The sequence below is a fragment of the Alteromonas sp. MB-3u-76 genome, from assembly GCF_002831605.1.
Classification (GTDB): Bacteria; Pseudomonadota; Gammaproteobacteria; order Enterobacterales; family Alteromonadaceae; genus Alteromonas; species Alteromonas hispanica.
The window spans coordinates 2,548,183-2,561,171 of the sequence record NZ_CP025115.1 but is presented as its reverse complement, the minus strand read 5'-3'; the positions used below and the strand labels follow the sequence as shown (position 1 = coordinate 2,561,171).

Genomic DNA, 12,989 nt, shown 5'->3' with positions numbered 1-12,989 from the left:
TCTTGAGCGAATAAATAATCACCGATATTTGAAACTTTTTCAATCATACTTTTTGTCACCTGGGCTGGATTTTTACTGCTTTTGATTAGTGGGGAAGAGAAAGTTTTTATAAGAAATACATAAAATCTAACAATCTAAATGGAGCAAAATCGTCGAAAAATCAGTACACTTGGATTTACAAAATAATAAATAAAATGGCTTGATTCAAAAGCCTGAAAATAGTTTTCCTAGGGATAGTAAATGAAAGACTCTGTGTTGAAAAAAAGTGGTATACCACTTGCCATAGTGTGTGTTGCCGTCGTTGCTGCTGTAATAATGATAAGTGCTAAGAAACCGCCTGAACAAGTTCCTGTTGAAATACCGGCCTTCCTTGTTGACGCGAAAGAAGTGTCTTCCGAATCAATCAGCTTTGTTGTTGAGTCTCAGGGTAACGTGGTTCCCAAACATCAAACTTCATTGAGTGCACAGGTCAGTGGGCAGGTAGTTAGCTTGTCAGATAACTTTGTTGTAGGCGGAACCTTCAATAAGGGCGACGTACTAGCGGTTTTAGAACAGGAAGATTACAAAACTGATGTGAAACTTGCCGAGGCCGAACTTGCGCAAGCGCAAGCTGCTTTGCAAGAAGAGATTGCGCGGGGTAAGGTTGCGGAACAGGAGTACCGCTCAGTTCGAAACTCAACACCGCCGGAGCTGGGTTTACGCAAGCCTCAACTCGCAAAAGAGCAAGCGAATGTTAAAGCCGCTGAAGCAAAGTTAGAGCGCGCAAAGCGTAACCTTGAGCGCACGAATATTAAAGCGCCTTACAATGGTATCGTTGTTGAACGAAGTATCGATTTGGGGCAGTTCGTTGCAATGGGAACGCCTATCGGCATGATATATTCAACCGATACTGCAGAGGTTAGGTTGCCTATCACCGATGGCGATCTCAGATTTATCGATATCGCAAACCAATTTTCTGATGGCGGTGAAGTAACCCTACAAGCCATAGCAGGAGGTATTAAGCGCACTTGGACAGGGCGCTTGGTGAGAACCGAAGGTATTTTAGACACCGGAAGCCGTGTGGTATTTGCTGTAGTAGAAGTAGAAAAGCCTTATCAATTAATTGAAAACCGCGATGCGCCTTTGCGCTTCGGTCAATTTGTTGAGGCTCAAATTACGTCAGGTAAAAAAGAAGCATTAATTGCTTTACCGCGAAATATTCTTCGCCTCGATAATACGGTACTCACGGTAAACGAAAACCGAGAGATAGAAATTGTGCCCGTTGATGTTACCAGAACAACCGCAGAAGAAGTTTATATAGATGGCGGATTGCGCGAGGGGGCATTGGTAGTTACTAGTGCGGTTCCAAATCCCTATAACGGTATGAAGGTAAGGCTGCCGGGTGATGAGGTTGAGCTGGCTGAAGAAGCTACGTCAGATCGAGGCAAAGATACAAAAGAAATCGGTTCCGATTCTGCTAATTCTTCTAAAGGTGACAACTAATGAGTCGCATAGATACAAATAGCGGTTTAATCGCGTGGTTTGCACGCAACAATGTGGCATCAAATTTATTGATGTGGCTACTAATTGTTGGAGGATTATTCAGCGCATTTAGCATACAAAAACAAGTATTCCCCAGTTTTGAAATAGATGTCGTCAATGTTCGAGTGCCTTATTTGGGGGCAGCGCCTCAAGAAGTTGAAGAGGGCGTGCTGCTAAAAATAGAAGAGGCTGTGAAAGAGCTTGAGGGAATAAAACAACTCAATGCCACTGCTGTAGAGGGAATGGGTACAGTTAGCATTCAAGTTGAAGAAGGCTATGACGTTAAGTCGCTCCTCGATGAAGTAAAAGTGCAGGTTGATGCTATTCCTAGTTTTCCTGCCGATACTGAAAAACCAGTCATCTACAGACAAAAAATTCAACAAGACGTCATTTGGGTTTCAGTATACGGCGATGCCACAGAGCGTGAGTTAAAAGAATTTGCAAAAGACTTGCGCGACGATATCGCTAACCTACCAGGTATCTCAAGCGTACAAGTTGTGGGCGCCAGAGATTACGAAATATCAATAGAGTTGTCTGAATCAGATTTACAAAAGTACAACCTTACTTTTTCTGATGTTGTTGCCCGACTTAGTCAGTCGAGTGTGGATTTGCCGGGCGGTTCAATTCGCACAGAAAACGGCGATATTCTTCTAAGAACCAAAGGACAAGCCTACACCGGTTGGGACTTTTCACAAATTATACTGGTATCAAACAGCAACGGCACGCGTGTAACACTTGGCGACGTTGCCTATATCAACGATGGTTTTATTGAAAACAATCAATATGCACTGTTTGATGGAAAAGACGCAGTAAGTTTGCGCGTAAGAGCAGTGGGCGATCAAAATGCCTTAGAAATTTCTGAACAAGTTAATCGGTATATCGACAAAGAAAAAGAGACATTTCCAGCGCACATTACAGCAGACACTTGGGGAGACAGTTCTTTTTACCTCGCTGATAGATTGAACATGATGCTGGAGAATATGTTTTTCGGTGCGTTGTTAGTGTTTTTGGTCTTATCACTGTTTCTGAAAATTAAACTGGCGTTTTGGGTGATTGTAGGTTTGCCAGTGTGCTTTTTAGGCACCTTACTAGTAATGCCCCTTGATATGGTTGGCGTGTCAATCAACATGTTAAGTTTGTTTGCCTTTATTCTTGTTCTGGGAATTGTAGTAGATGACGCTATTATTATGGGCGAATCGGCCTATTCGGAGATAGACGCTAAGGGCCATAGCGCCGACAACGTAATAGCAGGTGTTAAGAAAGTAGCTATGCCTGCGACCTTTGGTGTTTTAACCACTATTGCCGCATTTTCACCAATGCTGATGGTGTCTGGACCCTTTGGTATTATATGGAAATCCATTGGCATGGTGGTTGTTGTATGCCTGATTTTCTCCCTCATTGAGTCTAAGCTTATTTTGCCTGCGCACTTGGTGCATATGAAGTTAAAGCCGTACGACCCAGCAAAAGCTAATAAATTCCAACGCTTTAGAGATTTTTTTAGCGAAGGCATTAAGAAGTTTATCCATAACACTTACGCGCCATTTTTAGCGAAAGCAGTAAAAAATCGCTACACAACCGTGGCTATATTCTTAGCTATGCTCATCTTAACCATCGGGTTATTCGGCGGTGGTATTGTCAGGTTTGTATTTTTCCCAAGTATTCCAAGCGACTTTATGTCAGCAAGTTTTGAATTAGAGCCTGGCTCTTCGCTTGCGCAGCGAGACCGTGTTCTTGACACGCTTCGCGATGCAATGCAGCGAATGGATGAAAAAGTGGCAGAGGAAACCGGCGGTAATGTAATTAAACATGCCATGACCTTTAATAATGGTAACCTTGGCGGTGAGATATTCGCTGAGCTAACAAAAGGCGAAACCCGCAGTCTCTCAGACTTTGATATTCAAGAGCGCTGGCGGGAAGAGATTCCTGAAATTCCAGGCGTGAAAACCTTTAGCATAAGCTCTCCAGGAGGCCCTGGTGGGGGAGCCGACCTAAGCTTCGAATTTAGCTCTAGCGATATTAATGCGCTTCGCGCCATTACCGATGAAATAAAAGAAGTTCTTGATACCTACGAAGGTGTTACCGACATCAACGATACCTTCTCTGGTGGTAGCGATGAAATACAGCTGGCACTTAAGCCACAAGCAGATGCGTTGGGAATTTCGCTTCAACAGTTAGGACAACAAGTTCGTTTTGGATTTTACGGCGCTCAGGTACAGCGTATCCAGCGCGATGATGAAGAAATCAAAGTCATGGTGCGTTATCCAAAATCTGAACGCAGCTCTATTGAGCACCTTGAAAATATGCGCGTAAGAGCGCCTAACGGACAAGAGATCCCCTTCGAACAGGTTGCAACTTTTAGTTTGGGGCAAGGCTTTGATTCAATCATAAGGGTAGACGGAAAACGCTCAGTAACCATTACCGGAGTGGTAGATAAGGCGCTAATGGACCCGTCAGAGGTTACCTATGACGTGATAGACAATGTTATGCCAGACTTACTTGCTCGCTATCCCAACGTTGAATTTAAACTACAGGGCAACTCCAAAGAGCAGGCTGATGCTATGTTTAGCTTTATGCAAGGCTTACTGTTTGCATTATTTGCCATATACACCCTGCTGGCTATTCCACTTCGCTCTTATAGCCAGCCTCTTATCATTATGTCGGTGATACCTTTTGGTGTAGTAGGTGCCATTGTAGGTCACTTAGTACTTGGCATGGCCGTCAGCGTATTGTCTATTTGCGGAATCATTGCGCTGTCGGGTGTTGTGGTTAACGACAGCCTCATTATGGTTGATTTTGTAAACCGAGCGAGAAGGGAGGGCCTATCACTGATGGATGCTGCAATAAGTGCCGGTACACAGCGTTTTAGGGCCATCATTCTTACATCACTCACTACCTTTATGGGGCTAATGCCAATTGTATTTGAACGTAGCCTACAGGCGCAGCTCGTCATACCCATGGCGATTTCACTGGCGTTTGGTATTTTGTTTGCTACTGTTATTACACTGCTTCTTGTGCCAGCGCTTTACTTAATTCTTAACGATATAAAGACGGTCTTTACAAACAAAAGTAAAGATATGAATAACGCGACAAGCAGTAATTCTGAAATTGAAAATGCAGGCTGATGTGAGGTTTTGAGTTTCTAAGGAGAGTAATTTGAAAACTAAAATAATGCGTTCGTTCGTTCTGATACTAGCTACTAGTGCTGTTGTTGCATGTAATTCAGCTTATAAAACCGATACGGCAAGCGATTCAAAAGCGTCAGGTTCAAGCATACAAGAAGCACGCCCTAGTTCAAGTGCAGTGCTCCCTGCTATATCGGCTTACCCTGCTACGAGAACGGTTGATCAGGTTGATAACTATCACGGGGTGAGTGTTAGCGACCCTTACCGTTGGTTAGAAGCTCAAAATGAGCCTGAAGTGAAAGAGTGGGTTGATGCACAAAATGCGTTAGCGAAACCGCTATTGAGTGAGTTACCCTCTCACGAACGCTATACAGAGCGCTTAACTGCACTGGGAGATTACGAAAGTACTCTACGCCTTTCATGGTCAACTCTAGGATATTTTATACCTACAATAATGGGCTACAAAATCAGTATGTAATGTATGTGTCGAGCGAAGAGAAAAGAGAAGGAAACTTTGAAGTACTTATCGACCCTAACACCTTAAGTGATGATGGCACAGTTTCTATGGCGTATACCGAGGTGAGTCCTAAAGCAGGCTATCTTGCCTATATGCTTTCTGATGGTGGTAGTGACTGGAGCACAGTTCACGTACGTGACGTAAACACAAAGCAAGATACTAACGATATTTTAAGCGGTGTGAAGTTTACTAATATCGCTTGGCTGCCCGACGAAACGGGTTTTTACTATTCTCGCTATCCAAAAGATGAAAACGGCGAGTATGACGATAGCAAAACGGTATCGATTTACTTTCATCAATTAGGTACTGAACAGCGCGAAGATAAACTTGTTTTTAAATTTGACGATAAACCAACGTGGGAGCCATATCCAGCGGTTATACAAGATGGTGAAACACTGCTTATTTCTGTGTTTGAAGGATATGAGTCGAATGGCGTCTATGCAAAATCGTTGACTGAACAGGGGCCTCTATTACCTATTTTTGATAAATGGGATGGCTTGTATGAACTTATTGGTGAAGAGGATAATAAACTCTTCTTCTCATCTACTCAAAACGCGCCTACTGGTAAGGTAATTCAGGTAACGCTAAACGATAGCCCTGATAGCAAAAATGGTGTTATCGATATTAGTACAATTATCGAAAGTAGCGATGCAACGCTTCGCGAAGCCTCCCTGCTTGACGGTAAACTTTTCGTGCAGTACTTAAAAGATGTAAAAGCTAACGTGGTTGTGTTTGATACCAAAGGAAACAAGCTTAAAGAGCTGGCGTTTTCAGACGTTGGTAACGTGTCAGGATTCAATGGCAGTAAAAATGCCAGCTCAACATTCTACAAGGTTACTGGATTTACTAATCCGGGGCAGGTTTTTAAATATGATTTAGATAGCGGAACAAGCACGGTTTTTAAAACCATCGATACGGGAATAAATTACGATAACTACGTAACAAAGCAAGTATTTTATACCAGTAAAGATGGCACTAACGTACCCATGTTTATTGTGCACAAAAAAGGCATAAAATTAGACGGAAGTAACAAAACGCTATTGTACGGTTATGGCGGTTTCAATGTTTCTCTTCTGCCTAGCTATTCTATATCTCATATGGTGTGGGTAGAGCAGGGCAACGTGCTTGCAATAGCAAATATTCGTGGTGGTGGTGAGTACGGTGAGAAATGGCATCAAGCGGGTACTAAATTAAACAAGCAGAACGTATTTGATGACTTTATTTCTGGTGCAAATTTCCTGATTGAAAAGGGATACACATCGAGCGGTAAACTAGCGGTACAGGGCGCCTCAAACGGAGGACTATTGGTTGGTGCGGTCATCACCCAACGACCAGATTTGTTCGCTGCGGCCTTACCAGCGGTAGGTGTGCTAGACATGCTGCGCTATCACACTCCAAGTGCCAATGCTCGTGGATGGTCTTCAGACTATGGTTTGAGCGAAGATAAAGAGCAGTTTGAAGCCCTTTATGCATATTCACCATTGCATAACACTCGCCCTGGTACATGCTATCCAGCCACATTAATAACAACAGGTGATCACGACGATAGGGTTGTGCCCTGGCATAGTTATAAATTTGCAGCTCAGCTGCAAGCATCACAAGGCTGCGACAACCCAATTTTACTCAAGGTAGAGACAAGAGCGGGCCACGGAGCAGGTACACCAACCTGGATGCGTATTCAAGGCTATGCCGAGCAGTGGGCATTTTTAGAGGCAGCATTACAGTAAGTTTAACGTATTAAAAAATGCAGGGTGAGATACCGCTTGTAAAAATTTAACTTAATAAAAGCCGCTTTTTAAAAGCGGCTTTTTTGTTTGCATTTTGAACAAACAGTATTATACTGTGCAAATAAACAGTATGGTTTAAAATGGTTCGAGTTAATTTGGTGGTAATGCTCGATTATAAAAAAATTTGTCAGTAAGCGGTGGTTCAAGTTTAAGAAGCGCAAACTGCTAGGAGAGAATATATGCAAACAGGTAATAAGTCGGTTGATCAACTCATTGCAAAGTACGGTATTTTATCTACTCCAGGAGTGAACGAGTTCCAACGGCGGGTAAGGTTAACCGGTGGCGATGAGCGCGCAAACAACCTTCCTTTTTGTATGTACCAAAAGGTGGCCTATGCTCCTCTATCTCAATTCTTCAGTGTGCACCACTTCTATTTGCCTTCGCATAAGGGAAAGCTGGCAAGTTTTTTGTTTGATGAAAAGGGTAATTTGATAGAGCAGGTTTACTACCAACGCGTTGCGCGTTGGGTAAAGGTATGCAGAAAGTTAGAGCAGTTAGTAAAACGAAGTAAACAAGATATTCAGCTAGCGGCATAATCTTTGAGCTATTGGTATTACAACCGCCCAATATTTTAACCCCATATATAAAAATGGTAGCCAACTGGCTACCATTTCTATTTAATAAAAAAGCTATTTGTTAATAAATGGCTTAGTAATACGTGTATTTAAACTCTACACCCCAGATGCGAGGCTGGTTAACAATACCGGTCAGGTTATTGAAGTCGATAGCGCCTTTAACGTTATCTTCGTCAGTAATGTTGCGACCAAATAGGGCTACTGTGTAGTTATGAGCGAAGTTTTCGTAACCTACGCGTAAGCCACCTTCAAAGTTATTGTCGGTAGTAAACTCAACGGCTTCGTATAAGAAGATGTTGGTTTCACCTTGGAATGCCCAGTCGGTAAATACGAAGAACTCACCGTCGTCGCCCATAGGAATGGCGTAGCGAGCAGTGAAGTTAAAGATTGACTCTGGCGCCTGTGGGAACGGATTGCCATCAATAGACGCAACAAAACCATCAGGACGTGGGTCGGTCACTGTACAGTTGCCAGTAAAGCCCGAACCTGCGTTTGTACCACAAGGCGAAATAGTTAGAGAGTCGTCTTTAATTTCTGTGTGATTGTAGCTGTAACCTGCTGTGAAGCTAAGCTCATCAGTAGCAAGCCATTGGGCATCAACTTCAAAACCATACGCTTCACCTTGGTCTGCGTTTACTAGTGCAGTGAAGTTATTTCCACCACCAATAGCAGAGAACTGCATATCGTCAACAGTGTAGTAGAAAGCAGCCGCGTTTAAGCGCAAAGAGTCATCAAGTAGGTCAGACTTAAAACCAATTTCGAATGAATTAATGGTTTCAGCGTCTGCCACAGAAGGTGAGGCTTCAAATGCTACGTCACGACCTTGAATAGTTTGAGCTCTAAAGCCGTTGGCATAACGTGCGAAAACAGACATGTCGTCAGTAATACGGTAGTTTGCGCTTAGCTCGTAGCTTGCTTGGCCGTCACTTACATTAACGTCGTCATAGTCTTGAACGCTAGCAGCGCCAATGACCAACGCAAAGCCGTTTACGTTTTGCTCGCCCACAGCAAGGCTCTTAGAATCGTGTGTGTAGCGAATACCAGCGGTTACATTTAGCTTTTCGTTTACTTGGTAAGAACTTTGACCAAATAGTGCCCAGGTTTGGTTTTCGTGGAAAACCGTTGTAGCGCCGAAGAAACCGTCGATACTGGTAACGTTAAATGATGCATCGTAATAGAATGCACCTAGTTGCCAGTTCATAGGGTCGTTAGTGTTACTAGAGATACGGAACTCTTGCGTGTATTGCTCAAGGTCATTCAGCTCGTCTTTAGTTACCGCAGAGAAAGGAATAAAGCCAGGGCCTGATGTGCCGTCTGCATTATTAAAGCCACCATCAATGTCACCAAGGCTTGAACCTTCTGCTGTTTCTAATGCAGAAATAGAGGTGAACGTCACTGTGTCCATGTCATATTCAAGTTTAAGTGATGTACCAAAACCTTCGTATGCTTGTGGGTTGTTATCGATGCCGTCACCTTCAAGGTCACCGTCGTAGAATACTGTTTCACGATCGTAGTTAGCGTTTAAGTCGTTGCTACCTTTGTCGAAAACGTTAGCGCGGAAAATAGACGCTGTACCTTCAAGGTCGCGACCATGCACGTTAAGAAGTGCTGAAAAGTCTGCAGACGGTTCCCAAAGAAGCTGTAAACGGTATGCTTTTTCGTCATAGCCACCAATTGCATCATCTTCGCCCGTGAATGCGTTATCAATGTAGTCATCGCGATCTTGCGATAAAACAGATAACCGAGCAGAAAGGTCGTCGGTTAAACCTCCGCTGATAGCACCCTCAAAGTTCATTGTACCAAAAGTGCCGAAGCCTGCTTTGGCATAACCTTCAAGGTCTTGAGTTGGCTTAACAGTGTCAAATTTAATAATACCTGCAGTGGTGTTACGACCGAACAGTGTGCCTTGTGGACCGCGGAGTACTTCTACTTGTTGAACGTCAAAAAGTGGGAAGCTTTTAAGAACCACGTTTTCCATTACCACTTCATCCATGATAATAGAAACAGGTTGTGAAGCGGCAAGGTCGAAGTCGGTGTTACCTAAACCACGAATATAAAAACGTGGTGCTACGCGACCATTTGATGATTCAGCGTAAAGACCCGGAACGCGAACAGCTAGTGCAAGAATATCTTCGCCGCCTGAGAAAATGCTTTCGAACTTCTCGCCGCTTAATGTAGCAACAGAAATAGGAACTTCCTGAATAGACTGCGTACGCTTTTGTGCTGTTACAGTAATTTTTTCAAGTGCTGATTCTTTCTTTTCAGTCGTTGTAGTTTCTTGACTAAGTGCAGATGTACTAAAAGCAGCGCTTACCGCTAACGCCAATGAAGCGATTTTATATGAACTCATGTTTTCACCAAGATGATTGTGTCAGTTACTTTGTAGTGTTGTGCGCTTATTGTTTTTTTTGAAATGCGCAGCGGGCGGCAGTTTACCTAAATTTATGGGACAATGCTGTAGTTTTTGACGTTTTTTTGAAGAATTTACGAAAATCGAAGGGGTAAGAAAAACATCAATTTCGCTTGAATTTTGTTCTGTATTGAGAAGGAGAAAGTCCTGTTATTTTTTTGAATAATCGGGTGAACGAACTCAAATCCTCGTATCCCACGGCGTTAATGATTTTTTCTATTGAAAAAGCTGTTGTCTCCAATAATTTGCGGGCTTGTTCTATACGCAAGGCTTGTAAATACTGTATTGGAGTTGTGCCACAGGCTTGTTTAAAACGTCTGTTCAGCGTGCGCTCAGTCATATTATGGGTTGTCGCAAGGGTGTTTACCGTAATGCTGTAAGAAAGATTTTCTTCTATGAACGACTGCACTGCCATAATATCTTTATCTGAATGAAAATGTCGCTGCCGGCTGCTTGCATACGCTGTCTGATTGGTTCTTGAAAAATCGAGCACGTGTGATTTTGCGGTATCACTGGCAATTTGATGACCACAGTAACGTTCTATTAGCAAAACAGCGAGATCTATCCAAGCCATACCGCCACCTGCACAATAGATATTATCTTGTTCGGTTACCATTTTATCCGGTTGCAGATCTATTTGATGATAGCGTTGTGAGAATTTATCTGCATAGCCCCAATGTGTAGTAGCGACTTTATTATCGAGTAAACCTGACTCTGCAAGCAAAAACGTTCCGGTACAATTGGCGGCAATATCTGCCCCCACTTTCTGCAACCTTTTTATATGAACTAACTGCGATTGATTTTCGCTTAGGACAGTGTCGATATCACCTCCAATGGTTGGAATTAGGAGGATATCTGTGTGACTGACATCTTCAATGGCAATGTTTGGCGTAAGGGTAAGTTGATTAGAACAGTGAAAGGGAAGGCCATGAGCACTGGCCAGTTGCACTTTAAATTTCTGAGACGTAGGCAGGTTATGAATTCGCTGCCAACTAATACCTGCAAATGCAAATACATCTAAAGCTCCTGTGATGGCAGATGCGAGCGCCTGATTAAATCCAAAAACGGTGACAGTAAAGGGAGCTTCATTCATGTAAATAATACAGCTTATGTTATCTAATTAGTTTTGATGATTGATGGCAGTTATGACCATTATTGTGTCATTAATGACAATAATGGCATGATAACGAATATGACACAATGCGTTAACAATTATTCGTGGAGACGAACATGGCCGATCAAATTATTCCCCGCAGAGAAATGCAATTTCAGTTATACGAAGTGCTAGACACAGAAGCACTTTGCTCAAAGCCGCGCTTTGAAGATCATAACGTTGAGACATTCAATGCTGTTGTCGATATGGCAGAAAAAATGGCAGAAGAACTTTTCTTACCGCATAACGCGCTTGCCGATAAAAATGAGCCTACCTTCGACGGTAAAAAAGTGACCATGATTGACGATGTTAAAGTTGCTTTTGATACCTATCGCGAGTCGGGCTTTATTGCTGGACACTTTGACTATGAAGATGGCGGCATGCAATTACCCGTTACCGTAATGAACGCCTGTGCGGGCTATTTTCTTGCTGCAAACCCATCTACAACATCCTATCCATTTTTAACTGCCGCAGCGGCAAACGTGATAAAGCACTTCGCTTCTGACGATATCAAAAATGCGTTTTTGCCCAAAATGCTTACCGGTGACTTTACCGGCACAATGGCATTAACCGAGCCCCATGCAGGCTCTGCACTAGCAGATATTCGCACCACAGCTAAGCCACAGGAAGATGGTTCCTATCGTGTAAAGGGCAGTAAAATTTATATTTCGGGTGGCGAACACGAGCTTTCAGACAACATTGTACATTTGGTACTAGCAAAAATTCCTGGTGGCCCAGCCGGCGTTAAAGGGATATCACTTATTGCAGTGCCTAAGTTCCGATTAGACGCAGAAGGCAACCCGAGTGAGCGAAACGATGTGTCACTCGCTGGCCTAATTCACAAAATGGGCTATCGCGGTACTACATCAACGGCGCTTACCTTTGGCGACAACGACGATTGTCACGGTTACCTTATTGGTGAGCCGCACCAAGGTTTACGTTACATGTTTATGATGATGAACGAAGCGCGAATTGGTGTGGGTTATGGTGCTGCTATGATTGGCTATAGAGGATATCGCTACTCGCTAGACTACGCAAAAGATAGAACTCAAGGCAGAGCAGCACCAAACCTTGCTCCAGAGGACGACCCTACACCTATTATCAATCATGGCGATGTGCGTCGTATGCTGCTTGCGCAAAAATCTTATTGTGAAGGTGGCATGTCGCTATGTTTATACGGCAGCATGCTGATTGATGAGATGGAAACCGAGCAAGATAAAGATAAGCGCACAGAGTTGTCTCAATTACTCGATTTATTAACACCTGTATTTAAAGCGTGGCCATCTGAATTTGGGCCCAAAGCCAATGATCTTGCTATTCAAGTGCTTGGTGGAGCGGGCTACACCCGAGAGTATCCTGTTGAGCAATGCTGGCGCGATAACCGCCTTAACCCAATCCACGAGGGGACAAACGGCATTCAGGCGCTCGATCTACTTGGTAGAAAGTTGTGGCAACACGACGGCAAAGGGCTTCAAGCACTACTTGCACGAGTTACTGCAGACATGAAGCGGGCTGAGACTCCTCGTGCACAGGCTCTCGCGGGCAAACTTAAGCCCTATTTAGACAAATTGGGTGCACTTATTCAGCAGGCTGGGGCAGATTTACGTTCAGACAAACAGAGTGTGCTTTTAACTAACGCAAGCTGCTTCCTTAATGTGTTTTCTAGCTGTGTGGTGAGCTGGATATGGTTACGTCAGGCTAATGTTGCCGAGCAAGCTCTGGTTCAAGGAGCAACAGGGCAGGATGTCGACTTTTATGAAGGTAAACTTGCGGCAGCCGAGTATTTTCTTAACTGGGAATTACCGTTAGTCCAAAGAGACATCGAAGTATTGTCGTCTCAAGATACAACGTGCAACAGCGTAAAAGCGTCCTATTTTTAGGGCTGTGGCCTTAGCTCCACCGCT

At 43.5% G+C, this 12,989-nt stretch carries 7 protein-coding genes and 1 pseudogene; 6 read left to right on the top strand and 2 right to left on the bottom strand.

What is annotated here, in order from left to right:
- The first annotated feature begins 240 nt into the window (after positions 1–240).
- The 5 genes and pseudogenes from CW735_RS11395 to CW735_RS11380 all read left to right on the top strand — a co-directional run bounded on the left by CW735_RS11395 (position 241) and on the right by CW735_RS11380 (position 7,483).
- Entirely contained in the window at positions 241–1,482 is a 1,242-nt protein-coding gene (locus tag CW735_RS11395) for an efflux RND transporter periplasmic adaptor subunit (protein WP_100972215.1), read from the top strand.
- Positions 1,482–4,643, top strand: a complete 3,162-nt coding sequence (locus tag CW735_RS11390; RefSeq protein WP_100972213.1) for an efflux RND transporter permease subunit — start codon at positions 1,482–1,484, stop codon at positions 4,641–4,643. Before CW735_RS11395 ends, CW735_RS11390 begins: the two co-directional genes overlap by 1 nt.
- A gap of 46 nt (positions 4,644–4,689) precedes the next feature.
- Positions 4,690–6,005: pseudogene (locus CW735_RS20140) on the top strand (S9 family peptidase); the annotation flags it as partial.
- A 141-nt stretch (positions 6,006–6,146) separates the two neighbouring features.
- Positions 6,147–6,887 (top strand): prolyl oligopeptidase family serine peptidase, encoded by a 741-nt coding sequence (locus CW735_RS20135; RefSeq protein ID WP_442857510.1) that lies wholly within the window; start codon positions 6,147–6,149, stop codon positions 6,885–6,887.
- A gap of 239 nt (positions 6,888–7,126) precedes the next feature.
- Positions 7,127–7,483 (top strand): hypothetical protein, encoded by a 357-nt coding sequence (locus CW735_RS11380; protein ID WP_071979066.1) that lies wholly within the window; start codon positions 7,127–7,129, stop codon positions 7,481–7,483.
- A 112-nt stretch (positions 7,484–7,595) separates the two neighbouring features.
- On the opposite strand, the gene CW735_RS11375 is transcribed toward CW735_RS11380, so the two are convergent.
- Both CW735_RS11375 and CW735_RS11370 read right to left on the bottom strand, forming a co-directional pair.
- Entirely contained in the window at positions 7,596–9,872 is a 2,277-nt protein-coding gene (locus CW735_RS11375) for a TonB-dependent receptor (RefSeq protein WP_100972211.1), read from the bottom strand.
- A 163-nt stretch (positions 9,873–10,035) separates the two neighbouring features.
- Entirely contained in the window at positions 10,036–11,025 is a 990-nt protein-coding gene (locus CW735_RS11370) for a GlxA family transcriptional regulator (RefSeq protein ID WP_100972209.1), read from the bottom strand.
- 137 nt (positions 11,026–11,162) lie between these two features.
- Here CW735_RS11370 and CW735_RS11365 point away from each other — a divergent pair, with 137 nt between their 5' ends.
- Positions 11,163–12,965, top strand: a complete 1,803-nt coding sequence (locus tag CW735_RS11365; RefSeq protein ID WP_100972207.1) for an acyl-CoA dehydrogenase — start codon at positions 11,163–11,165, stop codon at positions 12,963–12,965.
- Positions 12,966–12,989: the final 24 nt, after the last annotated feature.

What these genes read in the sequence shown, in the direction of transcription:
- CW735_RS11395 (WP_100972215.1), top strand. Translation starts at nt 241, where the DNA reads ATGAAAGACTCTGTGTTGAAAAAAAGTGGTATACCACTTGCCATAGTG.
- CW735_RS11390 (WP_100972213.1), top strand. Translation starts at nt 1,482, where the DNA reads ATGAGTCGCATAGATACAAATAGCGGTTTAATCGCGTGGTTTGCACGC.
- CW735_RS20135 (WP_442857510.1), top strand. Translation starts at nt 6,147, where the DNA reads ATGTTTATTGTGCACAAAAAAGGCATAAAATTAGACGGAAGTAACAAA.
- CW735_RS11380 (WP_071979066.1), top strand. Translation starts at nt 7,127, where the DNA reads ATGCAAACAGGTAATAAGTCGGTTGATCAACTCATTGCAAAGTACGGT.
- CW735_RS11375 (WP_100972211.1), bottom strand. Translation starts at nt 9,872, where the DNA reads ATGAGTTCATATAAAATCGCTTCATTGGCGTTAGCGGTAAGCGCTGCT.
- CW735_RS11370 (WP_100972209.1), bottom strand. Translation starts at nt 11,025, where the DNA reads ATGAATGAAGCTCCCTTTACTGTCACCGTTTTTGGATTTAATCAGGCG.
- CW735_RS11365 (WP_100972207.1), top strand. Translation starts at nt 11,163, where the DNA reads ATGGCCGATCAAATTATTCCCCGCAGAGAAATGCAATTTCAGTTATAC.